A 26,682-nucleotide genomic window follows, 5' to 3' on the forward strand; every position below is an offset into this window, starting at 1 on the left:
CGCCCCGAGGAGGGGTAGCACATGACCAAGGGGTCGGGCTGCTCTGATTGTTACAGGACCGGAGTGGCCTAGGGGTACAGGGAGTGCCTCCAGTAATGGGCCGGGTCAGGAAAGGCGGAATCGGAAGTCTCAGGTCGGCGGTGTCACAGGGATACCTTGCCAGACCTGACTTCCGAGGAGCCATGTAGGAAACGTCGCTTCCCTTGCGCGTTTTTTCCCCTGGGACACATTTTGTCTCGACCGTACATCAAATTTTTTTCGACCTTCTCGGTGCTGCTACAAGTGGCATTTCCGCCATTCGGATTGTCGAACAGGCCATCTTTCGTTTCCTATCTGTCCCGCCAAATCTGCCGAAATATGGCGGTTTGGTCTTGTTCGGGATTCCGAATGTTATAAATCAAGCACTTGCGAAGCTGCCGGCTAGGTCGAAAACAGTATGCATAAACGGCATGGGCTATGCGTTTCAGGCATTAGCTTTCGCCCCTTGCCGTCGCAATAGTTGCCGCCTTTTTCGCTGGCCAGAGCGCCCTGTCGCTCGCCTGCGGTGTCCTTACATGACGTCGCCTGACGGAAGCCTTTATTGCCCGTGACCTTGCCCATGGCTCTGTTACGCGTGTTTCCGCCAGGTGCCATGACCACTAAAACAAAGGGTAAAGACATGAAGAAGGCAAAACTGAGCCTCGCCTGGCAGATCGTCATCGGTCTGGTCCTGGGTGTTGCAATCGGCGCGCTACTGAATCATTTCAGTGCAGAAAAGGCATGGTGGATCAGCAACGTCCTTCAGCCCGCTGGTGACATCTTCATCCGCCTGATCAAGATGATCGTCGTCCCGATCGTGATTTCGTCGCTGATCGTGGGCATCGCCGGTGTTGGCGACGCGAAGAAACTGGGCAGCATCGGCCTGAAGACCATCATCTACTTCGAAGTGGTGACCACGATCGCCATCGTCGTAGGCCTTGTGCTGGCCAACCTGTTCCATCCGGGTGCCGGCATCGACATGAGCACCCTGGGCACTGTGGATATCTCCAAGTACCAGGCGACAGCGGCCGAAGTACAACATGAGCACGCGTTCATCGAAACCCTGCTCAACCTGATTCCGTCGAACATCTTCGCAGCGCTGATGCGTGGCGAAATGCTGCCGATCATCTTCTTCTCGGTGATGTTCGGCCTGGGTCTGTCGAGCCTGCAGGCAGAGCTGCGTGACCCGCTGGTGCGTACCTTCCAGGCTGTTTCGGAGACCATGTTCAAGGTCACCCACATGATCATGAACTACGCCCCGATCGGCGTGTTCGCCCTGATTGCGGTGACCGTGGCCAACTTCGGTTTCAGCTCGCTGCTGCCGCTGGCCAAGCTGGTGGTGCTGGTGTACTTCGCCATTGCCTTCTTCGCCTTCATGGTACTGGGCCTGGTTGCCCGCCTGTTCGGCTTCTCGGTGATCAAGATCATGCGCATCATGAAAGATGAGCTGATCCTGGCCTACTCCACCTCCAGTTCGGAAACCGTGCTGCCGCGGGTGATCGAGAAGATGGAGAAGTACGGCGCGCCGAAGTCGATCTGCTCGTTCGTGGTACCGACCGGCTATTCGTTCAACCTAGACGGTTCGACCCTGTACCAGAGCATCGCGGCGATCTTCATTGCCCAGTTGTACGGTATCGACCTGTCGTGGAGCCAGCAGCTGCTGCTGGTGCTGACCCTGATGGTCACTTCCAAAGGTATCGCGGGTGTGCCGGGCGTATCGTTCGTGGTACTGCTGGCCACCTTGGGCAGCGTGGGCATTCCGCTGGAAGGCCTGGCCTTCATCGCGGGCGTGGACCGCATCATGGACATGGCCCGTACTGCACTGAACGTTGTGGGCAACGCCTTGGCTGCATTGGTCATTGCTCGCTGGGAAGGCATGTACGACGCGGTCAAGGGCGAGCAGTACTACGCCTCGCTGATGGCCGAGAAGCAGGGAGCTGTAGTGGTTGGCGAAACCGCCAAGCGCTGAGCCTGATGGCTGTTTGACCAAGAGCCCCGACTTGTCGGGGCTTTTTGTTATCTGCGAGATCTTGAGCCGCGCCTACAAAGGCTCGCGATCGCCAGTCACAGGCTGCGATACGCTATTATTCGGGCACTTTTCAGGGGGAACATACGGATGCTCAACGGCCTTTGGCTCGGCTTTTTCCTGGTGGCGGCGGTGTCCGCCATGGCCCAATGGCTGGTGGGTGGCAACGCAGGCATCTTCGCGGCAATGGTCGAAAGCATCTTCGCCATGGCCAAGCTGTCGGTCGAGGTGATGGTGCTGCTGTTCGGCACACTGACCCTGTGGCTGGGCTTTCTGAAGATCGCCGAGAAGGCCGGTATCGTCGAGTGGCTGGCCAAGGTGCTAGGCCCGCTGTTCGCCCGCCTGATGCCGGAGGTGCCGCCCGGCCACCCAGCCCTGGGCCTGATCACCATGAACTTCGCTGCCAACGGCCTGGGACTGGACAACGCTGCTACGCCGATTGGCCTGAAGGCCATGCGCGCGCTGCAGGAGCTGAACCCCGGCAGCACTACCGCGAGCAACGCGCAGATCCTGTTCCTGGTGCTCAACGCCTCGTCGCTGACCCTGCTGCCGGTAACCGTCTTCATGTACCGGGCCCAGCAAGGCGCGCCAGACCCGACCATGGTGTTTCTGCCGATCCTGCTAGCGACCAGCGTCTCGACCCTGGTTGGTCTGCTGTCGGTGGCAGTGATGCAGCGTTTGCGTCTGTGGGACCCGGTGGTGCTTGCCTACTTCATCCCCGGCGCTTTGCTGCTGGGAGGCTTCATGGCTTTTCTTGGCACCCTGTCGGCCGCCGCGCTGGCCAGCCTGTCGTCGCTCCTGGGCAACCTCACGCTGTTTGGCGTGATCATGCTGTTCCTGGTGGTGGGCGCCCTGAAACGGGTGAAGGTGTATGAAGCCTTTGTCGAAGGCGCCACGGAAGGCTTCGATGTGGCCAAGAGCCTGCTGCCCTACCTGGTGGCGATGCTGGTGGCGGTGGGTGTGCTGCGCGCCTCTGGTGCCCTGGAGCTGGCCCTGGACGGTATCCGCCATGCGGTTAGCTGGATGGGCCTGGACACGCGCTTCGTCGAGGGCCTGCCCACCGCGCTGGTCAAGCCGTTCTCTGGCAGCGCAGCGCGGGCAATGCTGATCGAGACCATGCAGACCCAAGGCGTGGACAGTTTCCCTGCCTTGGTGGCAGCGACGATTCAGGGCAGCACCGAAACCACCTTCTACGTACTGGCCGTGTACTTTGGTGCCGTGGGCATCCAGCGCGTGCGCCATGCGGTCGGTTGCGCACTGCTGGCCGAGTTTTCAGGGGTAGTCGCGGCGATCTTCGTCTGCTACTGGTTCTTTGCCTGAAGCTTCAGTTGTGCCTGATTGGCCTGGGTGATGGTCCAGTTCACGACTTGCCCCACCAGCTGGTCGCTGGCCTGGCCGAAGCCGGCGACCACTGCTGATACCTGTTTGTCGTCCAGCGGTTGGCGGATTTCGAAGCGCTTGCTGGCCAGGATGCGTTGGTTGCGGCCCTGGACCAAGCGAGCGTCATAGCGGATCACCACCTCCACTGCCCCATCCGTGCGGTATTCACTCTGAAAGGCCTGCAGCTCGCCGGCCAGTTCGTAGTCTGCCTGCAGGTTACTGTCGTCAGCGCTCAGGCGCTGTACCTGGCCCTCACGCTGGAACCCGTCGAGCAAGCGGTTACGCAGCAGCACCGGGGCCGCATCGCTCCAGCGCGCGCCCTTGTAGCTGCTCACCACATTGCCCTGGGGAACCACGGCAATCCTTGGCCCGGCCAACACTTCACTGGCCAGCGGCTTGTTCAGGCGCAATGACCAGTCCAGCGGCGGCGCTGTGCGGCTGGGCTGGTTCACCGGCAGGCGATAATGATCCACAGGTTCGCTCTGCGGCAGGATCGAGCAGGCACTGGCCAGGCTCAGCGAGGCCGCCAGGGTCAGCAGGCGCAGCGACGGATTCATGGCTGGAACTCCTTGTTGTTGTCGCGGCCAAGCAGATAGCCGCTTGGGTCGGCCTCCAGTTGCCGGGAAATGCCTTTGAGTGCGTTCAGGGTTTCGCGCAGTTCACGAATGGCCGGGGCAAGCTGGTTCAGGCTCTGGGCGCCGTCACCGATAGCCTCGCTGTTGTTCTGGAGCAGGTTATTGATGGTTGCCGTGCTTTGGGCCAGTGACTGCATGGCCTGTTCGGCGCTGCCGATCGCCTGTTTGCCTTCGCTATCCAGCAGGCCGTTGGCATTGCGCATCAATGCCTGGGTTTCGGCCAGAGTGGCGCTGGCCTGCTTGCCCACCTGCACCAGCTGTGCGATGGCCTCGGCGATGCTGCCGTGCTGGCCGGCAAAGGCGCCGGTGGTCTTGTCGAGGTTGGCCAGCGTGTTGCTGAGGTGGCCTATGTTGTCCTCGGAGAACATCTGGTTGGCGTTATGGAGCAGCATGTTGATGTTGGTCACCAGGTCGCTGCTGTCGTTGAGCAGACGCGAGATTGGCGATGGCGAAGCGATGATCACCGGCAGCTTGCCATCCTTGCCTTTAAGCTCGGGGCTTTGCGGGGTGCCGCCGCTGAGCTGGATGAACGAGTTGCCGGTGACGCCGGCCAGGGTCAGCTTGGCCTGCGTGTCTTCCTTCACGGGGGTATCGGCGCTCAGGCGCACGCGTGCCAGTACCCGGCGCGGGTCTTTCGGGTCCAGACGCAGGGTGGACACATCGCCCACCTTGATGCCGTTGTACTGGACCGTGCTGCCGGGAGAAAGGCCGGACACGGCTTCGTTGAACACCACTTCGTAATCCTTGAAGGCGTCGTCGACACTGGACTTGGCCAGCCACAGGCCGAACAGCATGGCCCCTGTCACCACCAGAACGGTGACCAGGCCTATGAGGACGTGATGGGCTCGGGTTTCCATTGCTCAGCGCTCCTGCCCGGCACGGGTGGCAGCCTGTTCGGCTGCGCGCCCGCGTGGGCCGTGAAAGTATTCTTGGATCCAGGTGTCGTTGGTCTTCTCGACCTCGGCCAGCGGGCCGGCCACCAGGACCTTCTTTTGCGACAGCACCGCGATGCGGTCGGTGATGGTGTACAGGGTGTCGAGGTCGTGGGTGATCAGGAACACCGACAGGCCCAGCGCATCGCGCAGGGTAAGGATCAACTGGTCAAATGCCGCGGCACCGATCGGGTCCAGGCCAGCCGTGGGTTCGTCGAGGAACAGGATGTCCGGGTCCAGGGCCAAGGCGCGGGCCAGCGCTGCGCGCTTGATCATGCCCCCCGACAACGAGGCCGGGTACTTGTCGGCAGCCGAGATCGGCAACCCGGCAAGGGCCAGTTTCACCCCGGCCAGGTGCTCGGCATCGCTACGAGACAGCCCAGCGTGCTCGATCAGCGGCAAGGCCACGTTTTCGGTCACCGTCAGCGAAGAGAACAGCGCCCCCTTCTGGAACAGCACGCCAAAGCGCCGCTCGACCAGTGAACGCTGTTCTTCGCGCAGGCCGGTCAGGTCCTGGCCGAGCACCTTGATCTGCCCTTCATTGGGCCGGCGCAGCCCAATGATGCTGCGCAGAAGCACCGATTTGCCGCTGCCTGAACCGCCTACCACGGCGAGGATTTCGCCGCGGTACAGGTCAAGGTCAAGGTTTTCATGCACCACCTGGCGGCCGAAGCGGTTGCAGATGCCGCGGGCTTCGATTACGCAATTCTGGCCACTCACCAGCCCATCTCCATGAAGAACAGCGCTGCCACCGCATCCAGCACGATGACCACAAAAATCGACTGCACCACTGCCGAGGTGGTGTGTGCCCCCACCGACTCGGCGCTGCCGCTGACCTTGAAGCCTTCCAGGCAGCCGATGGCGGCGATCAGGAAGGCAAAGAACGGTGCCTTGGCCAGGCCTACCAGGAAGTGCTGCACGCCAATGTCGCTTTGCAGCAGCGACAGGAACATGGCCGGCGAAATATCCAGTGTCAGGGCGCATACCACCGCCCCGCCAACGATGCCGCAGATCATGGCGACAAAGGTGAGCAACGGCAGCGAAATCAGCAGGGCCAGTACCCGCGGCACCACCAGCAGCTCCATGGGGTTGAGGCCCAGCGTGCGGATGGCGTCAATTTCTTCGTTGGCCTTCATCGAGCCGATCTGCGCGGTGAACGCGCTGGCAGTGCGGCCGGCCATGAGAATGGCTGTCAGCAGCACGGCGAACTCGCGCAGGAACGAGAACGCAACCAGGTCGACGGTGAAAATGGTCGCGCCGAAGTCGGCCAGCACCGTGGCACCGAGAAAAGCGACTACGGCGCCTACCAGAAAGGTCAGCAACGCAACGATGGGCGCGGCGTCCAGCCCGGTCTGCTCAATATGTGCCACCACAGGAGTGAAGCGCCAGCGATGTGGCTGGAAGGCGCGGCGCAGCAAGGTTTCCAGAATCACACCGACGAAACCAAGCAGCTGCATGCTGTCCTGCCACAGCGTGCCGACGGCGCGGCCGATACGCTCCAGCAGCAGCAACAGCACATTGCGCTCGGGCTCCTTGACCGGGATGCAGTAATCCTGGACCGAGCAGTAGACGTTTTTCAGCAGCGCCTGGCTGGCTTCAGGCAGCGCGTGGGTGCAGTGCGACAGGCGCTCGGAGCCTAGCAGTTCGGCCAGCAGCGAAGCGCCGGCAGTGTCCAGGCGGCCCAGCTGGCTGAGGTCGGCGACGGTGTCGGCAGGGCAATGCGAGCGCAGGCGCTCGCTCTCGCGCTTGAGGTTGGCGTAGTGTGCCAGGGTCCAGTCACCGGTAATACGCAGGCAGGCCGGTTGGCTGCTGGTGTCCAGGGTGGCGCTGGGGTTGGTCATAGGCTCCATGCAATTGACTCGGCGCTAAGGCTTAGGGGCTGATCATAGCGCAGGGGGCATGGGCTGTTTGGTGATTATGTGCTGTGTGTACGCTTGGCAACAGTGACCTGCAGCCGCCTTGTGCTGCGCAAGGCAGGGGGTCAACTACCCGCGGGGGCATCATTGACCACCTTGAACCGCAGCACGCCGATCACTTGCCCATCCTCGGTCAGCACCCTCACCTGCCACTTGCCTACCGGGTTGGGCGGGAAGTTCTGCTTGTGGGTCCAGGCACGATAGCCTTCCTTGCGCCCGCCGTGGATGTCCAGGGCAATGCGGTCGACCTCTTGGCCGTCCTTCTGCCACACGTGGTAGATCCGCTCGTTCAGGCCGCGTGGCGCGTTGATGGCGGTGTAGGCATACAGGCCACTGCTGCGGATGCGGCTGGCGGCAATTTCGTCCAGCGAGTCGCCCGGTTGGCGGTTCATTACTTCGGTACTCACCGCCACCTCGGTCATCCACAGGGTTGCCGGCGGTACCCAGGAGCGCAGCAGCCAGCCGCCGGCACCGACCGACAGGGTAACCAGCACCAGTGCCACGGCGCGGCGCCAGTTGCTGATCGGGAAGCTGCTGGCCAGGCTGGGGAATGACAGAGCCATGGCCGCGATCAGGGCCAGCTTGAAGCTTTGTGCGGTGGTCAGGTGCAGGATGATCGGTAGCGCGGTCAGCAGAGCGGCAAACAACGTCAGGGTATGCAGCGCCAGGAACAGCCAGCGCCGTGGTGCCAGCCACTTGTAGTACAGCGGGTCGGTGATCGAAACCAGGCCAGCGGCGCCGAGCAAGCCGGTGAAGACCAGCTGACCGCTGTTCCAGGTGGTGGTGATGAAAAAGAACGGCAGCACGAAGAACAGCGTTTCCTGGTGGATCATCTGCGTTGCGTAGCGCAGCAGCGGCTGAGGAATCTCGCGGTTGAAAGTGCGCGCGAACAGCCCGGTGAGGGTGTTCTCCAGCATCAGCCAGACCCAGCTGACCAGCATGAGCACGGCGACCCAGCTGGCCAGGCCAGCCTGGCGGTCGACCAGGATGAAGCTGCCGATACCGGAGAGGAAACCGCCGAGCGCAATGATGCCCGGGTAGCGCTTGAGTAGTTCGATGATGCGCTGGACGATATGGGGGATTTGGGGCATTGGGGGCTACGACAGAAAAGTGAGGTGGCTGTGCCAGCCTCTTCGCGGGCAAGCCCGCGAAAGGGTCGGTACTGGCAAAAGGATACCGCCGATTTACCGCTGCCGTGTAGCACCACTGGGCCGTTCAGGTCCATGCCGCCGCCAGCGCAACAGCCCCGCCGCCAGGCCCAGCCCCACAAGCAAGGCCATCAACCCGTAGAGCTCGTCATAGCCTAGCAACGGCTTTTCGATGCGCACATAGCCATCTTCCTTGAGCAGATCCTTCAATGCCTCGTTGGCCTGTTCCAGGCTGACCTGGCGCAGCTTGCGCATCGGGTTGGCAAAGCGCCCGTCGGTATAGTCGTTCAGCGCCCCCCAGTAGTAGTCGGCCAAGGCGCTGTTGCCTTGGGTGCTCCAGCTTTCCTTGGCGATGCTGGCTTCCTTGATGCGGGCGAAGGTGTCCGGGTCCAGGCCTTCCTTGCGCAGGTGGTCGAACAGGGCCTGCATCACCTTGACAGCCTTGTCGATGTCATCGCGCTCAAGGTCCGCATTGAGGCTGAGCAGGCCGGTGTCGCCAAAGCTCTCACGCTGCACGGAGGGGCCGTAGGACAGCTCGTTGCGCAGGCGCAGCTGGTCGTACAGCGCCCAGTCCAGGTAGCGCGACAGCAGGTCGAGGGTGGCTTGGTGGTCGTTGTCCAGCACCGGCTCGATGAACAGCCAGTGCAATTTGACGCCATCACCCAGCCAGCCGCGGGTCAGGTTGCGACGCTGCTCGGCCTGTCGGGTGATGCTTTCAAGGTTGCGGCGCTCTTCGGGTTCAGTGGCGGGCAGTTCGCCAAACGACCGCTCCAGATAGGCCGGAAGCAGGCGGTCGAGGCCACCGACCATGATCAGGGTCATGTTGTTGGCGGCGTACCAGCGGTCACGCAACGCCTGAACTTGCGCCAAGGTCATGTCGTCGAGGTTGGAGCGCTCCGGGCATTTCAGCCCCAGCTCGGTGGCCAACTGGTCGCTGGCGGGGTGGCCGATGTCCTGGCGGTCGAGCCAGCGCTGCAGATGGCCATAGTGGCCGCCGTCCTCGCGCTCTATGATGCGCTTGGCGGTGGCCAGGGCCTTGGCGTCGATGGTGGTATCGCGGATGACTGCCAACAGCAGGTCGAGGACCTTGCGCTGGTTGCGTGCCGGGGCCTCGATGACAAAGGTTGTGTCGGCACTGCTGGTATAGGCGTTCCACTCTCCGCCGAGCGCTTGCAGGCGCTCTTCCAGCCCGCCTTCGCCTGTTTCGTCGATGCCACTGAACAGCAGGTGCTCAAGCAGGTGTGGCAGCTCTTTCTGCTCGCAGTCGAAATCATCCAGGCCCACGCCGACCACCAGACGAATCGCCACATGGTCACGTTCGTAGCCGTCTTTCAGGATGACCTGCAGACCATTGGGCAACAGGTAGCCTTCAACCCGCGAGCGGTCGAGGGCGAACGAGGGCAGGCTGCAGATCAGCAGGCAAACGAACATCAGGCAACGCATGGGCGAGCGAGGGTCCTCAGCTAGGAGAAATCACGGCAGGCGGGCTTCATCGGGCACACTGTCGAGCATCAGCCCTCCGGTGTCCGAGCCGCCCAGTACCACATAGGCACTGCTACAGAACAAAGAGTTCAACCGCTTCATGTCGGCGATCAGCTCCAAGTGTAGCGAACTGGTCTCGATACTTTGCACGACCTTGCGCTGCAGGCGGCTGACATGGGCGTGGGCGAGGCGCCGTTCCTGGGCACGGAACCGGCGTTTTTCCCGCAGCAGCAAGCGGGCGCTTTCCGGGTCGGCACTGAGGAACACCGACAGGCCCAGGCGCAGGTTGGCCAGCAATTGCTCCTGCAGGCCGGTCAGCTCTTCCAGGCCTACCTGGGAAAACTCCCGTCGCTGGCTGGTTTTCTGCTGCTGGACCTTGCGCAGCATGCGTTCGATCAGGTCACAGGCGAGTTTGAGGTTAATTGACAGCTCGATGATTTCGGCCCAGCGGCGGTTGTCCTGTTCGCTGAGGTCTTCCCGTGACATCTGCGCCAGGTACAGCTTGATTGCGCTGTACAGGGCTTCGGCGTCTTCGCCCAAGGCGCGAACTTGCTGTGGCAAGGCGGTCTGGGTGCCACGCAGAGCTCCAAGCATGGCTTCGAGCAGGCTGTCGACGATGTCCCCCAGGCGCAAGGTCTCGCGGGCGGCGTTGGCCAGGGCCAGGCTGGGCGTTTCCAGGGCCGAGGCGTCAAGGTGGCGCGGGCGCACCTGACCATTGCCGATTTCCCGTTCAGGTAGCAGGGCGTTGCACAGCCGACCCATCGGTTTGACCGTGGGCAGCATGATCAGACAGCGCAGCGTGTTGTAGAGCAGGTGAAAGCCGATGACCAGTTCCTGAGGGCTGAAACTCAGCGAGTCCATCCATGCCACCAGCGGGTGCAGCACAGGGATGATCAGCACCAGGCCGATCAGCTTGTACAGCAGGCTGCCCAAGGCCACCCGGCGCCCGGCGGCGTTCTGCATGCTGGTACTGATGAAGGCCAGCAGCCCGCTGCCGATGTTGGCGCCGACCACCAGCCCGATGGCGACCGGCAGGCTGATCAGTTCGGCGCCGGCCAGTGTCGCTGTGAGCAGAACGGCGGCCAGGCTGGAATAGGAAATCATGGCGAACATTGCCCCGACCAGAGCGTCGAGCATGATGTCGCCGGTCAGTGAGGCAAACAGCACTTTCACGCCTTGGGCTTGGGTGATCGGCGCCGCTGCCTGCACGATAAGTTCGAGTGCCAGGATGATCAGGCCAAGCCCGATGCCCACCCGGCCCAGTTGGCCGGCCCGTGTCTGCTTGCGCGAAAGGAAGAAGATCACGCCAAGGAAGATCAGCAGTGGCGACAGCCAGGACAGGTCGAAGGTCAGTACCCGGGCCATCAGTGCGGTACCCACATCGGCACCCAGCATGATCGCCAACGCCGGGGTCATGGCCATCAGGCCTTGGCCGACGAACGAGGTGACCAGCATGGCCGTAGCGTTGCTGCTTTGAACCATGGCCGTGACCAGAATACCGGCGATGAATGCCAGCGGGCGCTTGTCCATGTTCTGGCTGATGATGCGTCGCAGGTTCGAGCCGAATACCCGGAGGATACCGGTGCGCACAATGTGGGTACCCCAGACCAGAAGCGTTACGGCCGAGAGCAGGTTGAGCAGGGTCAGCATGGCGAAGGCCCCCTGTTGCATAGGCCCATCGGGCCAAGAAAAGAAACGTGAGCGTTTGAAGAATTTTCGGTGCTCACTCAAAGCTTTAGCTGTTTTGCCCAGCTGTCGCCAGCTTCGCATGGCAGTCATTTATTTGAAACAGATCTTGAAACGAATGACTGCCCGTGGGGGCTGCTTCGCGGGCAAGCCACCACAGTGACAACGCGCAGGAAAAAACGCACAGAAAAAAGGCATTAAAAAGGGCCCTGCGAAGGGCCCTTGTTGTGCTGCACTTCCTTGGCCTTATTGACCCGGAATGTCCTTGCGCAGTTTCACCGGTTCATGATCCTTGCCATCCTTGCGGGCCATGGCGGTGCGCATGCGGATGTTGATGGCTTCCACCGCCAGCGAGAAGGCCATGGCGAAGTAGACATAGCCCTTCGGCACATGCACTTCGAACGCTTCAGCGATCAGTACAGTACCGACCACGATCAGGAACGACAGCGCGAGCATCTTCAGCGACGGGTGCTTGTCGATGAAATTGCTGATGGCGCCGGCGCACAGCATCATCACCAGCACGGCCACAACGATGGCGGCGATCATCACCGGTACGTGGGAAACCATGCCCACAGCGGTGATCACCGAGTCCAGCGAGAACACGATGTCGATGATGGCGATCTGGATGATGGTGTAGAAGAACTTGCCACCTGCGCCTTTGGGCTCCTCTACGTTCTCGTCCTCGCCTTCCAGACCGTGGTAGATCTCTTGCGAGCTCTTCCACAGCAGGAACAGGCCACCGAAGAACAGGATCAGGTCACGCCCGGAGATGCCTTGGCCAAAGACCACGAACAGGTCGGCGGTGAGGCGCATGACCCAGGTAATCGACAGCAGCAGCATGATACGGGTGACCATGGCCAGGGCCAGGCCGAAGATCCGGGTGCGTGGCTGCATGTGCTTGGGCATGCGGCTGACCAGAATCGAGATCATGATGATGTTGTCGATACCGAGGACGATCTCAAGCGCGGTAAGGGTGAAAAAGGCAACCCAGATTTCCGGGCTGGTCAGCCATTCCATGTATTTTCCTTCGAGCGGTAATGGCAACGCGCCCCGGTCAGGGCGCGTCGCGTACGTGATACGGATGTATTAAAGACTACTGAACAGCGGGAAAATCCCCATCAGCAGTGCGCCGAGCATTATGCACAGGCATACCAGCACTGCCCACTTGAGCGTGAAGCGCTGATGATCGCCGAACTCGATACCGGCCAGGGCTACCAGCAGGTAGGTGGAGGGTACCAGCGGGCTGAGCAGGTGTACCGGCTGCCCGACGATCGACGCACGGGCCATTTCCACCGGGGTGATGCCATAGTGGCTGGCGGCTTCGGCCAGCACCGGCAGCACGCCGTAGTAGAATGCATCGTTGGACATGAAGAACGTGAACGGCATGCTCACGATCGCGGTGATCACGGCCAGGTATGGGCCCAGCGCCTCGGGGATGACCGCCAGCAGGCTCTTGGACATGGCGTCGACCATGCCGGTGCCGGACAGGATGCCGGTGAAGATGCCGGCGGCGAAGATCAGCCCGGTCACGGCCAGTACGCTGCCGGCGTGGGCGGCGATGCGGTCCTTCTGCTGTTGCAGGCACGGGTAGTTGACGATCATGGCGATACTGAAGGCAATCATGAACAGCACTGGCAGCGGCAGCAGGCCGGCGATCAGCGCGACCATCAGGGCAGCGGTCAGGGCACCGTTGAAGTACAGCAGCTTGGGCCGGCGTGCGTCCGGGTACTGCGAGACGGTGATTTCGCTGTGGTCGATGTCGTCGGTAGGCAGATGCAGTTCGCCCAGGCGGGCACGCTCACGCTTGCCATACATGTAGGCAATGGCCAGGATCGCCAGTACACCGAACAACATGGCCGGGATCATCGGTACGAAGATGTCTGACGGGTCTACGTGCAGGGCGCTGGCAGCACGCGCGGTCGGCCCACCCCATGGGGTCATGTTCATCACGCCGCCGGCAAGGATGATCAGGCCGGCCATGATCCGCGGGCTCATGCCCAGGCGGCTGTACATCGGCAGCATGGCGGCGCAGCAGATCATGTAGGTGGTGGCACCGTCACCGTCGAGCGAGACCACCAGGGCCAGTACAGCGGTGCCGACCGAGACTTTCAGCGGATCGCCCTTGACCAGCTTGAGGATCTTGCGAACGGCCGGGTCGAACAGGCCGGAATCGATCATCAGGGCGAAATAGAGGATGGCGAACATCAGCATCACGCCGGTAGGTGCGAGCTTGCTGATGCCCTCTAGCATCATGGGGCCGATCTTGGCGGAAAAACCACCGAACAGGGCGAACAGGATCGGTACCAGAATCAGCGCGATCAAGGCCGAAAGGCGCTTGGTCATGATCAGGTACATGAACGTGATGACCATGGCAAAGCCGAGGAAGGTCAGCATGGCAATACTCCAGGCGTGGCGCGGCGAAAGGACAGTCGATTCGGGCGTATCAGCGCGTAGGGCGCTGTGCGGGGAGCATGCGGAGGGGGACTACGAAAAGGCGGGCACAGGAATACATCAGAATCACCATTGTTGTTGTTGATTGGGCCGGGCGCGGTATTGACCGGGTGCCCTGGCTGACCGGTCTTGTGCCGGTAGTGGGCGCTATCCTAAAAGGGCAAGCTTTCAGCCAGCTTTCGCTGAAGCAAAGGTGACGAGAGGTAGGTGATGCAGGATGTAACCGAAGGTGGCTGCCATTGTGGAGCCCTGCGTTATCGGCTGGAGGGCAACCTGACGGACATTGCCCACTGTCATTGTTCGATCTGCAGGCGGGTCAGCGGTGGACTGGTGGTCACCTGGCTTACCCTGCCCCGTTCTGGGTTCCAGTGGTTAACGGGCGAGCCGAGCTGCTATGTGGCGCCTGCCAGTTGCAGCCGCTACTTCTGTGGGCAGTGTGGGGCGCATGTGGCGCTGGTGACCACGCATAGCCCGCAGACGATCGATGTGACGGTGGCGACGCTGGATCACCCTGAGCGGGTACGAGCCAACCGACATATCTGGGCAGGCAGCCGGTTGCCTTGGTTGCATCTGGATGAGGATTTGCCCTCGGAAGATGAGGAGCGCCTGTAGGCGTGGGCTCGCCCGCGAAAGGGCCAGCCCTTCATACATCACAACTGCAGGCCACCAGCAGCCTTGTGCAACGCCCGCAAGTGCTGGCCGATCTGCTTCACGTTGGCCTCGACCGCTGCGATTTCCTTGGCTCGCGACGGCTCCAGCAGCGCCCTCACCTCTTTGTCCAGGCTGGTGCTCAAGCGCAACAGCTGTGCCTGGCGCTCTCTGCTCACCTGCTCCAGGTGCTTGCGCTCTTCTGGCTGCGGCAGTCCGTAGCCTTTGGAATCGAGCAACTCTGCCGGGCGGCTGAGAAAACCGCTGTTGGCAAGCATTTGCTTGAGCGTGGCATCGGCTTTGTTGATGCTGCCATCCTTCAAGGCTGCGGCATTCAGGTAACGCTGCTTGACCTCGTCCTGGGCCAGCAGAAGCTGCCGGCGCAGGCTGGCCTGTTCAAGCAGAAGCAGTGCCGCGCTGGTGCGCAGGTCAGCCTTGGCGAACCAGCTACGGCGCTGCTCGGCATTGAGGGCCAGCCAGTCTTCAACCAGAGCTTGCTTGATTGGTAACTGCTTTCTCAGCACCTCGAACATGGCCTGGTACCGGTCGCGGTAAGAATCGAAGCGGTAGCCCAGGCGTAACGCTTCGCGCGGGTTATCAAGCACGCTGGTATCTGCCAGTCCCCTGCCCTTGAGCACGGCCAGCAAACCGTTGGGCATGATGCTGTCCAGGTCGTTGAGGCGTGGATTGGCGGTGCCGCTGCGCAGCAGCTTCAACGACTCCACGGCACAGTTGTTGGACAGGAACCAGTAGTTGCCGTCATAGCTCCAGTGCATCTCGGCGGCCTGGCGCACCAGGTTCTCGATTTCGTCGCGGTTGAGCTTCAAGGGCACCGAGGCCAGGCTGCGCAGCTCGGTCTTGGTGTATTCGTCGATCACCTGGCCCAGCGGCAGCACGAATAGCCTCGACGGGTAGTTGCCGACAAGGCCGTCCCAGCTGGACAGTTGCACGTCGTTGACGAAGGCGCGGTACGACAGCACCAGGCTTTGATCGAGGTCCAGGCGGCAGTCTGGTCCGCGTGGGCGGCCCGGCTTGCAGATCACCAGGCGCAGCATGCTGTGCCCCCAGCGGCTGACCAGGTTCTGATTGGCTTCAGCCAGCAGATAGTCCACTTCGTAGACCCTTTCCGGGTCTATTTCACCTAGGGGCTGGCGGGCGAAGTCGCTGCCGGCATTGATGAATGGCAGGCCCTTGGCACAGGTGTCCTGTTGGGGTGCCCAGCCGAAGTGTTCGCGAAGGTACTGATACAGCGCCGGGCGACGGCAGTTGTAGCTCGGGTCGAGGAGGAAATACTCCATGTTGACCGCGATGTATTCCTTGGGGCTGCTCAACTCATAGCTGTCGGGGCTGCGCACGAATTGGCCATTGTGCTGTTCGCGCTCGCCTCGTCGGCCCACGTACTGCTGCCACCCGGCCAGGTCGAGCAGGCGTGGGTCGTCGCTCAGGGTGAAGCGGCGCTCGGCCTGCCCGCGGCATTCTTCCGGCAGGCCGACCTTGCCCAGCGTGCCTTGCTGGCGTTTGCAGCGTGCAATCAGCGCATTTTCGGCGCTGGGCCACAGGCGGGCACGGTCGTAGAGATGGGTGAGCTCGTGCAGCACGGTGGCCAGCAGCTCTTCACGCACCGTGCCATGTGGGCGGTCGGTGCGCTTAGCGGCGGCGCTGCCATCGGCGAGGCTGGGCAGCAAGCGGCGGTTGAGCTCGAGGGTGGATAGCAGTGATGCCTGCCCATAGGCGTCGGCAGGCATGTTGTCGCTCCAGCTGACCCGCACGCGGCGGTCCAGCTGTTGCTTGAAGCGCGGTGGCAGCTTGCCCATGGCCTCGTCGAGCAGGGCTTGGGAGGCTTTAGTTTGTTGTGGGTCGAGGCCGGACGCCTGCAGCTCAAGCTGCAGGTCGGCCAAGGCGGGCGTGCCGAGCAGCGTCAGGGCGCAGCCAAGCAGCCAGGCACGCACGCGCTTCACAGTGCGAGTATGGCTTCAGCCAATACCTGGTCGCTGGCGCCGCGCGCTTCCGGTACTCGCTCGCGCAGGGTATTGAAGGCCGCCTCGAGTTGTACGCCGCGGATGTCACCGTTGCTGGCGACGAAGCTTGCAGCGTCGTCGTGGGCTTCGCGCACCACTTTGGAGTCGCGGATCGAGGTGGTGGTGTCTGAGGTGAAGTCGATCGAACGGCCAAAGGCACGCACGATGATGTTGCTGGTGGCCACCAGGGTCTGTGCCTGGGCCAGGTCGGCCAGCAGCAGCATGCCGAGGGAAGCGGCAATCAGCGGTTTGCGCATGGAGCATCTCCGAAAAATACAGGGAGTCAGATGTAGTTATTGGACGAGAATTGCCTGCGCCAGTTCCAGATCGCCGACGGCGTGCCGTGCGCAATTGTGGCGTAATGATTCCAGGGCGGCTTCCAGGCGTGCACCACGGATCAGCCCGTCGCTGGCAACGAATGCGGCGGCATCGTCGCGGGCCTGTGTAAGCAGTTTGCGATCGAATGGTGCGACTGTGACCTGGCTGGTGACATAGCCGGTGATGACCAGGCTTTGTGTGGTGGTATCCATGGCATGGGCGCTGGCCATGCCTGCGGCGGCGAACAGCAATGGCAACAGATAACGCATGAGCTTTCTTGAAGGCTGGAAAAATGAACGGCGAAGCCTACCTCAGGTGCGAGGGCCGAAGCCAACGCACCTGTTGTGCATGGCGCGTATCAGAGTGCCAGGATGGCCTGGGCCAGCTGTGCATCGCTGGCTTGCAGGGCCGGCATGTTCGAACGGATGTGCACAAAGGCGCTTTCCAGTCGGGCGCCGCGGATAGCGCCCTGAGTGCCGACGAAGCTGGCTGCGTCATCGCGGGCTGCCTGGACAATCTTGTCGTCGCGGAAGGAAGAGCTCACGTCGGATGTGGCGTCGGTGGAGGCAGCAACGGCGCCCACTACCGCGTCGGTGGTGACAACGAAACTGGTGGCATTGGCAGTGCCAGCCAGGCCAAGCAGCAGGGCGGCGCCAAGCAGGTGTTTACGGTTCATGATGTGGACTCCTGGGTAGGTCAGGTTGGTTCTGCTGTATCGGACGTTTGCAGGGCTCGTCACGGTACGTTTTCATCAACGGGTTCTAGCAGACGGTTAGGCCAAGCGTATCACGCAGTGCTGCGTAGAGATGACAACGACTGCTGTGCCAGACAACTGTTAAGGCGAATTTTAATTTTTGTAAAACTGTACTGGTCGCAATCTGAAGCACGCGACTGCGCGTCTCTCGGGCAATAAAAAACCCGCTGCAGTCACCTGCAACGGGTTTGAGAAATTCACGGTGCCGGCGAAGCCGGCAAGCCGGGAGCTTAGCGCCAGAAAGGCTTGCTCAGCTCTTCGTAACGCTGCGACTCGCTGATACCGGCGTCTGCCAGCAGGCGGGAGTCCAGGCGAGCCAGTTGACGACGGCTGGTCATACGGCGCTGCCACAGCAGCAGGGTCGACAATGCGCGCAGTGGCAGCGAAGTGTTGGATTGCTGGGCGTTGCTTTCAAAAACCAGACCGGAACTGAGGGTACGTTCCATGATGCTTCATCCTTCCGCTTATGGCGGCATTAGGTAGTGATTTAACTGATGCCAATGATCCTCCTCTGTCGTCCATAACAGTAGATACAGTTCGGTGGAAAGACGATGGCTCAGTTAACTGTGTAACCCTACTGTTGCACTCGAAATAGGCGTAACTGTACTGGTCCGCACTTATTTGGTGCGTTTTGATTCGAAGAAGGGGATTTGTCAGTCGGGAAGGTCTGAAAGAACCAGCACAGTAGTACAGATTATGCTGCTAGTAGAGGGGTGGCGTAGTGATAGAAGGGTTTGACTGTTATGGCCCATTCGCGGGCAAGCCCGCGAAGAGGCCGGAACAGCGGAAGCAGGGCCGCCGTTCCGTACCACATCCGGATCAGCTGGCCAGCATGCGCCCGGTTTCTTCCAGGTTTTCGTGCCAGCTCAGGGCTTCGCGCAGGATGTGCGGTGTATGGCCGCCACGCTGGCAGGCGCGGTCGAAGTAGTCGTTCAGCGCAGCGCGATAGTCTGGGTGCACACAGTTGTCGATGATCGCTCGCGCCCGTTCGCGCGGCGCCAGGCCACGCAGGTCCGCCAAGCCCTGCTCGGTGACCAGGATGTCCACGTCGTGCTCGGTGTGGTCGACATGGCTGACCATTGGCACCACGCTGGAAATCGCCCCGCCTTTGGCAATCGACTTGGTGACGAACACTGCCAGGTGGGCGTTACGGGCGAAGTCGCCGGAGCCACCGATGCCGTTCATCATCCTGGTGCCACAGACGTGGGTGGAGTTGACGTTGCCGTAGATATCGAACTCCAGTGCGGTGTTGATACCGATGATGCCCAGGCGACGTACCACTTCCGGGTGGTTGGAGATTTCCTGCGGGCGTAGCACCAGCTTGTCCTTGTAGCGCTCCAGGTTGCCGAACACATCGGCATTGCGGCGCGTCGACAGGGTGATCGAGCTGCCGGATGCGAAGCTAAGCTTGCCGGCATCGATCAGGTCGAAGGTGGAGTCCTGCAGCACTTCGGAGTACATGGTCAGGTCTTCGAACGGCGACTCGATCAGGCCGCACATCACCGCATTGGCAATGCTGCCAATGCCGGCTTGCAGCGGGCCGAGCTTGTTGGTCATACGGCCTGCATCCACTTCCTTCTTGAGGAAGTTGATCAGGTGGTCGGCGATGCCCTGTGTTTCATCATCTGGCGGCAGCACAGTGGACGGCGAGTCCGGCTGGTCGCTGATGACGATACCGACGATCTTGGCCGGATCGATCGGGATCGCGGTGCTGCCGATACGGTCGTCTACCTTGACCAGCGGGATTGGCGTGCGAGTCGGGCGGTAGGTTGGGATATAGATGTCGTGCAGGCCTTCGAGGTTGGTGTTGTGCGAGAGGTTGATCTCCACAATCACCTGCTTGGCGAAGATCGCGAAGCTGGCCGAGTTGCCCACCGAAGTGGTTGGCACGATGTGGCCTTGCTCGGTGATGGCCACGGCTTCGATGACCGCGATGTCCGGCAGCTTCAGCTGCTGGTTGCGCAGTTGCTCGACGGTTTCCGACAGGTGCTGGTCAATGAACATCACCTGGCCGTCATTGATGGCTTTGCGCAGGGTGCTGTCGACCTGGAACGGCATGCGGCGGGCCAACACACCGGCCTCGGTCAGTTGTTTGTCCAGGTCATTGCCCAGGCTGGCGCCGGTCATCAGGCTGATTTTCAGTGGCGATTGCTTGGCACGTTCGGCCAATGCATGCGGTACGGCCTTGGCTTCGCCGGCGCGGGTGAAGCCGCTCATGCCGACAGTCATGCCGTCCTCGATCAGACCAGCGGCATCAGCCGCACTCATTACCTTGCTGTGCAGGGAGGACAAGCGGATACGATCACGGTACATGGATTGTTATCTCGGGCTACTGAAACTACTGCAGCGCAGTCTAGAGATTTCGCCCATTGCCGTCCCACGACCATGGTCGTATGAGAAGCCTTGTATTTGAGTCGTTGATCCGGATCAATAAAAGAAAAGCCCCGGCAGATTCTGACCGGGGCTTCCTTTATATCAGCTGGTTTGCAGCGGCTGGTGTCACTCCACCGCCTTGACCATGTCCTCGATGACCTTCTTGGCGTCACCGAACACCATCATGGTCTTGTCCAGATAGAACAGTTCGTTGTCCAGGCCGGCATAGCCGCTGGCCATCGAGCGCTTGTTGACGATGATGGTCTTGGCCTTGAACGCTTCGAGGATCGGCATGCCGGCGATTGGCGACTTGGGGTCGTTCTTCGCCGCCGGGTTGACCACGTCGTTGGCGCCCAGTACCAGCACCACGTCGGCCTGTCCGAACTCGGCGTTGATGTCTTCCATTTCGAATACCTGATCGTACGGCACTTCAGCCTCGGCCAGCAGTACGTTCATGTGCCCGGGCATACGGCCCGCCACCGGGTGAATCGCATACTTCACGGTCACGCCGTTGTGGGTCAGCTTCTCGGTCAGCTCTTTCAGCGCGTGTTGTGCGCGGGCTACCGCCAGGCCGTAGCCCGGAACGATGATCACGCTGTCGGCGTTGCTGAGCAGGAAGGTGGCATCGTCAGCCGAACCGGACTTCACCGGCCGCTGTTCTTGCGAACCTTGCGCCGCGCCAGTGTCGGTATCGCCACCGAAGCCGCCAAGGATGACGTTGAAGAACGAACGGTTCATCGCCTTGCACATGATGTACGAGAGGATGGCACCGGACGAACCTACCAGGGAACCGGCGATGATCAGCATCGAGTTGTTCAGCGAGAAGCCGATGCCGGCCGCTGCCCAGCCCGAGTAGCTGTTGAGCATCGACACCACCACTGGCATGTCGGCGCCGCCGATCGGAATAATGATGAGCACACCCATGATGAAGGCCAGGACCAGCATCAGGGTGAAGGCACTGTAGTGGCCAGTGAAAGTGAACAGCAGGCCCAGGGCGATGGTGGTCAGGCCAAGGATCAGGTTCAGTTTGTGCTGGCCCGCGAACTGTACCGGTGCGCCCTGGAACAGGCGGAACTTGTACTTGCCCGACAGCTTGCCAAAGGCGATCACCGAACCGGAGAAGGTAATGGCACCAATGGCGGCGCCGAGGAACAGTTCCAGGCGGTTACCGGTGGGGATCGGATCGCTGATGGCAGCCACAATGCCCATCGACTGTGGCTCCAGCACGGCGGCGATGGCAATGAACACCGCGGCCAGGCCGATCATGCTGTGCATGAAAGCGACCAGTTCGGGCATTTTGGTCATTTCGACGCGCTTGGCCATGATCGAACCGGCGGTGCCGCCGACCAGCAGGCCGACGATGACATAGCCGATACCGGCTGTGGCAAGTTCAGCCCCAAGCTTATAAATGAGGCCAACCGTAGTGAGGATGGCGAGCCCCATGCCGATCATGCCGAACAGATTGCCGCGCCGCGAGGTGGTCGGGTGCGACAGGCCCTTGAGCGCCTGGATGAAGCACACCGAGGCGACGAGGTAGAGGAGCGTTACCAGATTCATGCTCATGCTTACTTCTTCGCCTCGTTCTTGGTTTTCTTCTTGAACATTTCAAGCATGCGGCGGGTGACCAGAAAGCCACCGAACACGTTGACTGCGGCAAGGGCCACGGCCAGGGTGCCCATCAGCTTTCCAGCTGGGGTCACGGTCAGGGCCGCGGCCAGCATGGCGCCGACGATGACGATTGCCGAGATGGCATTGGTGACCGCCATCAGTGGGGTGTGCAGCGCCGGGGTGACGTTCCACACCACGTGGTAGCCCACATAGATGGCCAGCACGAAAATGATCAGGTTGTAGATGCCGTGGGAAATCAGCATGTCTTCCATTGTCGTGCTCCTTAGCCGTTTTTGCGGACGACCTGACCATCACGGCACATCAGGCAGGCCGCGACGATGTCGTCTTCGAGGTTGATGATCAGCGCGCCATCCTTGTCGAACAGCAGCTTCATGAAGTCCAGCAGGTTGCGTGCGTACAGTGCCGAGGCATCGGCACTCACCTGGGCCGGCAGGTTGGTCGGGCCGACGATGATCACGCCGTTCTCCTGCACCACCTGGTCTGCGACGGTCAGCGGGCAGTTGCCGCCTTGGGCTGCAGCCAGGTCGATGACCACCGAGCCGGGCTTCATCTGCGCCACGGTTTCGGCGCTTAGCAGGGTCGGCGCCTTGCGTCCGGGGATCAGCGCGGTGGTGATGACGATATCCGCCTGCTTGGCGCGCTCGTGCACGGCTTGCGCCTGGCGCTGCATCCAACTGGCCGGCATTGGTCGGGCATAGCCGCCAACACCTTCGGCGCATTCTCGCTCCTCGTCGGTCTCGTATGGCACGTCGATGAATTTTGCACCCAGTGATTCGATCTGCTCTTTCACTGCCGGGCGAACGTCGGATGCTTCGATCACCGCACCCAGGCGCTTGGGTGTGGCGATGGCCTGCAAGCCGGCAACGCCGGCGCCCAGTACCAGCACTCGGGCGGCCTTAACGGTACCGGCAGCGGTCATCAGCATTGGCATGAAGCGTGGGTAGTGATGGGCTGCCAGCAACACGGCCTTGTAGCCGGCGATGTTGGCCTGCGACGACAGCACGTCCAGGCTCTGCGCCCGCGAGGTTCGCGGCGCGGCTTCCAGGGCGAAGGCGGTAATGCCGCGTTCGGCCATCTTGCCGATCAGTTCACCGTTGAAGGGGTTGAGCATGCCCACCAGAAGGCTGCCGCTGTTGATCAGGGCCAGTTCCTGGTCGTTGGGGGCGACCACTTTGAGTACCAATTGGGCGCCGTAGGCATCGGCGGCGCTCCCAAGGGAAGCACCCACGGCTTCATAGGCACTGTCCGGAATGGCGGCGTTGAGCCCTGCCCCCCGTTGAACGGTGACCTGATGGCCCTGGCCAATCAGTTTCTTGATGGTTTCGGGGGTCGCAGCGACCCTTGTCTCACCGGTCTGCGTCTCGAGAGGAACACCAATGTGCACGACTATTTCTCCTGCGGTGACCTTTTGTCTTTGTAGAAGCCAACACACTTCGGATGGTGCGCTGGGGCGGCTGTGGAGCGCCAACCCGCCGGATCCCGGGCGGGGCGAAGCATTTTGCAGACGAACCCGAAGGCCTTCAACCGGTTCTGGAGCGAAACGAAGTCAAAACTACAAGTCACCCTGTGACCGCTTGTCGCAGCGATAGGGTTGCAGCCCGTCAAACATGCGCCATTGGCAGATTAGGAGAAAAAATCAAAAAAAAAGCGGCCAATTCGCTTACGACTAGTTGGATGTCGCAAAATAACCCGCAAAGCCGCGTACTGAGCACGGTTAAAGGGTGTTTTTGTGCTTGCGTTACAGTTTGCGAATATGCGACATATACATACATCTGTAGGTGTTTAAAATAATTGACTACAGGGTCAATTTGCCGCGTTTGTCCCTGAGCTATTTATGTAGGCCTGAGCCTGGCTTACCAGCCAGTCGCGAAAGGCGCGTAGCGACGCCGACTCCACCTTGCGCTCTGGAATCATCAGATAGTAGGCCTTGTCGCTACTCAGGGCATGCCTGTTAGCGACCACCAGCCTTCCCTCCTCCAACTCTCGCTGGATCAGGAACGGTGGTATCAGGGCAATGCCCATATCGTGCATGGCCGCCTGGGCGAGCATCGAGAATAGTTCATAGCGCGGGCCTGTCATGTCGCGCTCCACATTCATGCCCACACTGCCGAACCATTGCCGCCAGGCATACGGGCGTGTGCTCTGTTGCAGCAGTGGTAGCTGCGCGATGTGGCGTGCCTCGAGCATGCCTTGGCCGTTCAGCAGCGCCGGGCTGCACACAGGTACCGGGTTTTCACCCATCAGTTGGTGCGACTGGGTGCCTGACCAGTCCGCATCACCAAAATAGATGGCGGCATCGAAGGTAGTGTCGGCAAACAGGAATGGCCGGGTGCGGTTGGTGAGGTTGACTGTGACCTCCGGGTGGCGCTGCTGGAAGTCCTTGAGCCGTGGTAGCAGCCATTGAGTGCCAAACGTCGGAACTACCGCCAGCTCGATCACATTGGCGCCTTGCTGGCGCATTACCGACAAGGTATCGCGCTCCACAGCGTCCAGTTGGGCCGCCACCTGGCGACTGTAGGACAGGCCGGCTTCGGTCAGCCTTACGCCGCGGCGCGAGCGACGGAACAGTTCCACATTAAGGAACGCTTCCAGGCCACCGATCTGCCGACAGACGGCACCCTGGGTCAGCGCGAGTTCCTGGGCAGCCTTGGTAAAGCTCTCGTTACGGGCTGCCGCCTCGAAGCAAATCAGGGCGGCGGTACTGGGGATCTTACGGCGCATGTACGTCAACCTCACTTGTAAGGCTGTCAATAAGGCGTTTTGCCGATTTACGGAGTGACAAAATATCACTAATCGGTGCGCAATCCTCGTTTGTCGCCGCAGCCGATCAGGCCTAGGCTCAAAGGCACAAGAAACTGACCCCTATTTCGAGGATTCGCTCATGGTCGGTAAAGCAAGTTTCAACTGGATCGACCCGTTGCTGCTGGATCAGCAGCTCACTGAAGAAGAGCGCATGGTGCGTGACAGCGCTTATCAGTTCGCCCAGGACAAGCTGGCGCCGCGTGTGCTCGAGGCCTTCCGTCACGAGCAGACCGACCCCGCGATCTTCCGCGAGATGGGTGAAGTCGGCCTGTTGGGTGCAACCATCCCCGAGCAATACGGTGGCAGCGGCCTGAACTATGTGTGCTACGGCCTTATTGCTCGCGAAGTGGAACGCATCGACTCGGGTTACCGCTCGATGATGAGTGTGCAGTCGTCGCTGGTGATGGTGCCGATCAACGAATTTGGCACCGAAGCTCAAAAGCAGAAGTACCTCCCCAAGCTTGCCAGTGGCGAGTGGATCGGTTGCTTCGGTTTGACCGAGCCTAACCATGGCTCCGATCCTGGCTCGATGATTACCCGGGCGAGAAAGGTCGACGGTGGCTACCGGCTGACCGGCAGCAAGATGTGGATCACCAACAGCCCCATCGCCGATGTGTTCGTGGTGTGGGCCAAGGATGATGCGGGCGATATCCGTGGCTTTGTACTGGAAAAAGGCTGGCAAGGCCTGAGTGCCCCGGCAATTCATGGCAAGGTTGGCCTGCGCGCCTCGATCACTGGCGAAATCGTCATGGACAATGTGTTCGTGCCAGAAGAGAACATCTTCCCGGACGTGCGTGGCCTCAAGGGCCCGTTCACCTGCCTGAATTCGGCTCGCTATGGTATTTCGTGGGGTGCGCTGGGTGCCGCTGAAGCCTGCTGGCACACCGCCCGCCAATACACCCTGGATCGTCAGCAGTTTGGTCGTCCACTGGCCGCCAACCAGTTGATACAGAAGAAGCTGGCCGACATGCAGACCGAAATCACCCTGGCGCTGCAGGGCTGCCTGCGTCTGGGGCGCATGAAGGATGAAGGGACGGCTGCGGTGGAAATCACCTCCATCATGAAGCGCAATTCCTGCGGCAAGGCGCTGGATATCGCCCGTATGGCGCGTGACATGCTGGGCGGCAATGGCATCTCCGACGAGTTTGGTGTGGCCCGCCACCTGGTTAACCTGGAGGTGGTCAACACCTATGAAGGTACCCACGACGTGCATGCACTTATCCTGGGGCGTGCGCAGACTGGTATCCAGGCGTTCTATTAATAAGGAGCAAGCCATGGGCGCGCTATCACATCTGCGGGTGCTAGACCTTTCGCGCGTGTTGGCCGGCCCGTGGTCTGGTCAGATTCTGGCTGACCTTGGTGCCGACGTGATCAAGGTCGAGCGCCCAGGCAGTGGCGACGATACCCGCTCATGGGGGCCGCCTTTCCTCAAGGATGTCGAAGGTGAGGACACCAGTGAGGCGGCTTACTACTTGTCGGCCAACCGCAACAAGCGCTCAGTGACCATCGACTTTACCCAGCCGGAGGGGCAACGGCTGGTGCGGGAGCTGGCGGCGAAGTGCGATATCGTCATAGAGAACTTCAAGGTGGGTGGGCTGGCTGCCTATGGCCTGGACTACCAGAGCCTCAAGGCGGTAAACCCGCAGCTCATCTATTGCTCCATTACCGGCTTCGGTCAGACCGGGCCCTATGCCAAGCGCGCTGGCTATGACTTCATGATCCAGGGGTTGGGTGGGCTGATGAGCCTGACCGGCCGTCCGGAGGGTGAAGAAGGCGCAGGGCCGGTCAAGGTGGGTGTGGCGCTTACCGATATTCTGACCGGGTTGTATTCCGCGGTCGCCATGCTGGCTGCCCTCGCCCATCGGGATCAGACAGGGGTCGGCCAGCATGTCGACATGGCATTGCTTGATGTGCAGGTGGCCTGTCTGGCGAACCAGGCGATGAACTACCTGACCACGGGCACCCCTCCCCGTCGGCTGGGTAATGCGCATCCTAATATAGTCCCTTACCAGGACTTTCCGACGGCAGATGGCGATTTCATTCTTACCGTCGGTAATGACAGCCAGTTCCGCAAGTTCGCTGAGGTGGCCGGGCAGCCGCAATGGGCGGAGGACCCTCGGTTCGTTACCAATAAGCTGCGGGTCGCCAACCGGGCTGAGCTGATACCTTTGATTCGCCAGGCTACGGTGTTCAAGACCACGGCTGAGTGGGTGGCCCAGTTGGAGGCTGCAGGAGTGCCATGTGGGCCTATCAATAACCTGGCGCAGATGTTCCAGGACCCCCAGGTGCTGGCGCGCGGGTTGGCGTTGAATATCCCGCATCCATTGGCGGGTAGTGTGCCGCAAGTTGCGAGCCCGATACGGTTGTCGGAGACGCCAGTGGAGTATCGCCGGGCGCCACCACTGCTGGGCGAGCATACCGAAGTGGTGCTGGGGGAAGTGTTGGGGCTGGATGCTGGCGAGGTAC

Annotated in this window: 24 protein-coding genes (1 of these 24 running past the window's edge); 5 read left to right on the forward strand and 19 right to left on the reverse strand. The window is 61.2% G+C overall.

Translation table 11 applies throughout. The features are described from left to right. Window positions 1–658: 658 nt before the first annotated feature. Together gltP and LU682_RS00480 are read left to right on the forward strand one after the other, a co-directional pair. Window positions 659–1,987: a glutamate/aspartate:proton symporter GltP gene (gene gltP, locus LU682_RS00475; protein ID WP_010951531.1), complete on the forward strand. Its 1,329-nt coding sequence runs from the start codon at window positions 659–661 to the stop codon at window positions 1,985–1,987. A gap of 147 nt (window positions 1,988–2,134) precedes the next feature. Next, a complete protein-coding gene (locus tag LU682_RS00480; RefSeq protein WP_010951532.1) occupies window positions 2,135–3,364 on the forward strand; it encodes a nucleoside recognition domain-containing protein in 1,230 nt (409 codons plus the stop codon). On the opposite strand, the gene LU682_RS00485 is transcribed toward LU682_RS00480, so the two are convergent. The 9 genes from LU682_RS00485 to LU682_RS00525 form a co-directional block, all read right to left on the reverse strand. Then, entirely contained in the window at window positions 3,346–3,981 is a 636-nt protein-coding gene (locus tag LU682_RS00485; protein ID WP_010951533.1) for an ABC-type transport auxiliary lipoprotein family protein, read from the reverse strand. The two genes, LU682_RS00480 and LU682_RS00485, sit on opposite strands and share 19 nt — an antisense overlap. Further along, on the reverse strand, window positions 3,978–4,916 hold the full coding sequence (locus tag LU682_RS00490) for an MlaD family protein (protein ID WP_010951534.1): 939 nt from the start codon (window positions 4,914–4,916) through the stop codon (window positions 3,978–3,980). The genes LU682_RS00485 and LU682_RS00490 overlap by 4 nt, the downstream gene beginning before the upstream one ends. A 3-nt stretch (window positions 4,917–4,919) precedes the next feature. Beyond that, on the reverse strand, window positions 4,920–5,711 hold the full coding sequence (locus LU682_RS00495; protein ID WP_010951535.1) for an ABC transporter ATP-binding protein: 792 nt from the start codon (window positions 5,709–5,711) through the stop codon (window positions 4,920–4,922). Continuing rightward, entirely contained in the window at window positions 5,708–6,841 is a 1,134-nt protein-coding gene (locus tag LU682_RS00500) for an ABC transporter permease (protein WP_010951536.1), read from the reverse strand. Before LU682_RS00500 ends, LU682_RS00495 begins: the two co-directional genes overlap by 4 nt. Window positions 6,842–6,972: 131 nt before the next feature. Continuing rightward, window positions 6,973–7,998, reverse strand: a complete 1,026-nt coding sequence (locus LU682_RS00505; RefSeq protein ID WP_010951537.1) for a DUF5924 family protein — start codon at window positions 7,996–7,998, stop codon at window positions 6,973–6,975. A 93-nt stretch (window positions 7,999–8,091) separates the two neighbouring features. Beyond that, a complete protein-coding gene (locus tag LU682_RS00510; RefSeq protein WP_010951538.1) occupies window positions 8,092–9,498 on the reverse strand; it encodes a M16 family metallopeptidase in 1,407 nt (468 codons plus the stop codon). Window positions 9,499–9,528: 30 nt separating this feature from the next. After that, window positions 9,529–11,187: a Na/Pi cotransporter family protein gene (locus LU682_RS00515; protein ID WP_010951539.1), complete on the reverse strand. Its 1,659-nt coding sequence runs from the start codon at window positions 11,185–11,187 to the stop codon at window positions 9,529–9,531. 282 nt (window positions 11,188–11,469) lie between these two features. Continuing rightward, on the reverse strand, window positions 11,470–12,240 hold the full coding sequence (locus LU682_RS00520) for a TerC family protein (protein WP_049588412.1): 771 nt from the start codon (window positions 12,238–12,240) through the stop codon (window positions 11,470–11,472). A 69-nt stretch (window positions 12,241–12,309) separates the two neighbouring features. Then, window positions 12,310–13,617 carry a CitMHS family transporter gene (locus LU682_RS00525; protein ID WP_010951541.1) on the reverse strand — a complete coding sequence of 436 codons (1,308 nt, stop codon included), beginning with the start codon at window positions 13,615–13,617 and terminating at the stop codon, window positions 12,310–12,312. A 267-nt stretch (window positions 13,618–13,884) separates the two neighbouring features. Between LU682_RS00525 and LU682_RS00530 the strand changes: the two genes are divergently transcribed. Further along, entirely contained in the window at window positions 13,885–14,286 is a 402-nt protein-coding gene (locus LU682_RS00530) for a GFA family protein (protein ID WP_049588409.1), read from the forward strand. 38 nt (window positions 14,287–14,324) lie between these two features. On the opposite strand, the gene LU682_RS00535 is transcribed toward LU682_RS00530, so the two are convergent. The 10 genes from LU682_RS00535 to LU682_RS00580 all read right to left on the reverse strand — a co-directional run bounded on the left by LU682_RS00535 (window position 14,325) and on the right by LU682_RS00580 (window position 24,135). Continuing rightward, window positions 14,325–16,280, reverse strand: a complete 1,956-nt coding sequence (locus LU682_RS00535; protein WP_232914919.1) for a DUF7844 domain-containing protein — start codon at window positions 16,278–16,280, stop codon at window positions 14,325–14,327. Then, window positions 16,277–16,597, reverse strand: a complete 321-nt coding sequence (locus LU682_RS00540) for a DUF2388 domain-containing protein (protein WP_003252932.1) — start codon at window positions 16,595–16,597, stop codon at window positions 16,277–16,279. The genes LU682_RS00535 and LU682_RS00540 overlap by 4 nt, the downstream gene beginning before the upstream one ends. A gap of 36 nt (window positions 16,598–16,633) precedes the next feature. Beyond that, a complete protein-coding gene (locus LU682_RS00545; RefSeq protein WP_010951544.1) occupies window positions 16,634–16,927 on the reverse strand; it encodes a DUF2388 domain-containing protein in 294 nt (97 codons plus the stop codon). Window positions 16,928–17,016: 89 nt separating this feature from the next. Then, window positions 17,017–17,334: a DUF2388 domain-containing protein gene (locus LU682_RS00550; RefSeq protein WP_014589278.1), complete on the reverse strand. Its 318-nt coding sequence runs from the start codon at window positions 17,332–17,334 to the stop codon at window positions 17,017–17,019. Between the two features lie 308 nt (window positions 17,335–17,642). Continuing rightward, on the reverse strand, window positions 17,643–17,858 hold the full coding sequence (locus tag LU682_RS00555) for a DUF1127 domain-containing protein (protein WP_003252924.1): 216 nt from the start codon (window positions 17,856–17,858) through the stop codon (window positions 17,643–17,645). Window positions 17,859–18,231: 373 nt separating this feature from the next. Next, window positions 18,232–19,725: a succinyl-CoA:acetate CoA-transferase ScpC gene (gene scpC, locus LU682_RS00560; RefSeq protein WP_003252922.1), complete on the reverse strand. Its 1,494-nt coding sequence runs from the start codon at window positions 19,723–19,725 to the stop codon at window positions 18,232–18,234. 186 nt (window positions 19,726–19,911) lie between these two features. After that, window positions 19,912–21,348 carry an NAD(P)(+) transhydrogenase (Re/Si-specific) subunit beta gene (locus LU682_RS00565; RefSeq protein WP_003252919.1) on the reverse strand — a complete coding sequence of 479 codons (1,437 nt, stop codon included), beginning with the start codon at window positions 21,346–21,348 and terminating at the stop codon, window positions 19,912–19,914. Window positions 21,349–21,350: 2 nt separating this feature from the next. Continuing rightward, the gene (locus tag LU682_RS00570; RefSeq protein ID WP_003252914.1) at window positions 21,351–21,665 is read right to left on the reverse strand and encodes an NAD(P) transhydrogenase subunit alpha part 2; all 315 of its coding nucleotides are present in this window, start codon (window positions 21,663–21,665) and stop codon (window positions 21,351–21,353) included. 11 nt (window positions 21,666–21,676) lie between these two features. Further along, window positions 21,677–22,798: a Re/Si-specific NAD(P)(+) transhydrogenase subunit alpha gene (locus LU682_RS00575; RefSeq protein ID WP_232914918.1), complete on the reverse strand. Its 1,122-nt coding sequence runs from the start codon at window positions 22,796–22,798 to the stop codon at window positions 21,677–21,679. A gap of 419 nt (window positions 22,799–23,217) precedes the next feature. Then, a complete protein-coding gene (locus LU682_RS00580; protein ID WP_010951546.1) occupies window positions 23,218–24,135 on the reverse strand; it encodes a LysR family transcriptional regulator in 918 nt (305 codons plus the stop codon). A 160-nt stretch (window positions 24,136–24,295) separates the two neighbouring features. On the opposite strand from LU682_RS00580, the gene LU682_RS00585 reads away from it, so the two are divergent. Together LU682_RS00585 and LU682_RS00590 are read left to right on the forward strand one after the other, a co-directional pair. Beyond that, window positions 24,296–25,477, forward strand: a complete 1,182-nt coding sequence (locus tag LU682_RS00585) for an acyl-CoA dehydrogenase (protein ID WP_010951547.1) — start codon at window positions 24,296–24,298, stop codon at window positions 25,475–25,477. Window positions 25,478–25,490: 13 nt separating this feature from the next. Then, window positions 25,491–26,682, forward strand: the 5' portion of a protein-coding gene (locus LU682_RS00590) for a CaiB/BaiF CoA transferase family protein (RefSeq protein WP_010951548.1). The gene runs 29 nt beyond the window's last position; the window shows 1,192 of its 1,221 coding nt (coding positions 1–1,192); its start codon is at window positions 25,491–25,493; the stop codon falls past the right edge of the window.

The organism is Pseudomonas alloputida (genome assembly GCF_021283545.2).
Taxonomy (GTDB): Bacteria; Pseudomonadota; Gammaproteobacteria; order Pseudomonadales; family Pseudomonadaceae; genus Aquipseudomonas; species Aquipseudomonas alloputida.

What these genes read in the sequence shown, in the direction of transcription:
- LU682_RS00525 (WP_010951541.1), bottom strand. Translation starts at nt 13,617, where the DNA reads ATGCTGACCTTCCTCGGCTTTGCCATGGTCATCACGTTCATGTACCTG.
- LU682_RS00545 (WP_010951544.1), bottom strand. Translation starts at nt 16,927, where the DNA reads ATGCGTTATCTGTTGCCATTGCTGTTCGCCGCCGCAGGCATGGCCAGC.
- LU682_RS00485 (WP_010951533.1), bottom strand. Translation starts at nt 3,981, where the DNA reads ATGAATCCGTCGCTGCGCCTGCTGACCCTGGCGGCCTCGCTGAGCCTG.
- LU682_RS00505 (WP_010951537.1), bottom strand. Translation starts at nt 7,998, where the DNA reads ATGCCCCAAATCCCCCATATCGTCCAGCGCATCATCGAACTACTCAAG.
- scpC (WP_003252922.1), bottom strand. Translation starts at nt 19,725, where the DNA reads ATGTACCGTGATCGTATCCGCTTGTCCTCCCTGCACAGCAAGGTAATG.
- LU682_RS00490 (WP_010951534.1), bottom strand. Translation starts at nt 4,916, where the DNA reads ATGGAAACCCGAGCCCATCACGTCCTCATAGGCCTGGTCACCGTTCTG.
- LU682_RS00555 (WP_003252924.1), bottom strand. Translation starts at nt 17,858, where the DNA reads ATGGAACGTACCCTCAGTTCCGGTCTGGTTTTTGAAAGCAACGCCCAG.
- LU682_RS00565 (WP_003252919.1), bottom strand. Translation starts at nt 21,348, where the DNA reads ATGAGCATGAATCTGGTAACGCTCCTCTACCTCGTCGCCTCGGTGTGC.
- LU682_RS00480 (WP_010951532.1), top strand. Translation starts at nt 2,135, where the DNA reads ATGCTCAACGGCCTTTGGCTCGGCTTTTTCCTGGTGGCGGCGGTGTCC.
- LU682_RS00580 (WP_010951546.1), bottom strand. Translation starts at nt 24,135, where the DNA reads ATGCGCCGTAAGATCCCCAGTACCGCCGCCCTGATTTGCTTCGAGGCG.
- LU682_RS00540 (WP_003252932.1), bottom strand. Translation starts at nt 16,597, where the DNA reads ATGCGCAAACCGCTGATTGCCGCTTCCCTCGGCATGCTGCTGCTGGCC.
- LU682_RS00570 (WP_003252914.1), bottom strand. Translation starts at nt 21,665, where the DNA reads ATGGAAGACATGCTGATTTCCCACGGCATCTACAACCTGATCATTTTC.
- LU682_RS00500 (WP_010951536.1), bottom strand. Translation starts at nt 6,841, where the DNA reads ATGGAGCCTATGACCAACCCCAGCGCCACCCTGGACACCAGCAGCCAA.
- LU682_RS00530 (WP_049588409.1), top strand. Translation starts at nt 13,885, where the DNA reads ATGCAGGATGTAACCGAAGGTGGCTGCCATTGTGGAGCCCTGCGTTAT.
- LU682_RS00515 (WP_010951539.1), bottom strand. Translation starts at nt 11,187, where the DNA reads ATGCTGACCCTGCTCAACCTGCTCTCGGCCGTAACGCTTCTGGTCTGG.
- LU682_RS00550 (WP_014589278.1), bottom strand. Translation starts at nt 17,334, where the DNA reads ATGAACCGTAAACACCTGCTTGGCGCCGCCCTGCTGCTTGGCCTGGCT.
- LU682_RS00520 (WP_049588412.1), bottom strand. Translation starts at nt 12,240, where the DNA reads ATGGAATGGCTGACCAGCCCGGAAATCTGGGTTGCCTTTTTCACCCTT.
- LU682_RS00585 (WP_010951547.1), top strand. Translation starts at nt 24,296, where the DNA reads ATGGTCGGTAAAGCAAGTTTCAACTGGATCGACCCGTTGCTGCTGGAT.
- LU682_RS00510 (WP_010951538.1), bottom strand. Translation starts at nt 9,498, where the DNA reads ATGCGTTGCCTGATGTTCGTTTGCCTGCTGATCTGCAGCCTGCCCTCG.
- gltP (WP_010951531.1), top strand. Translation starts at nt 659, where the DNA reads ATGAAGAAGGCAAAACTGAGCCTCGCCTGGCAGATCGTCATCGGTCTG.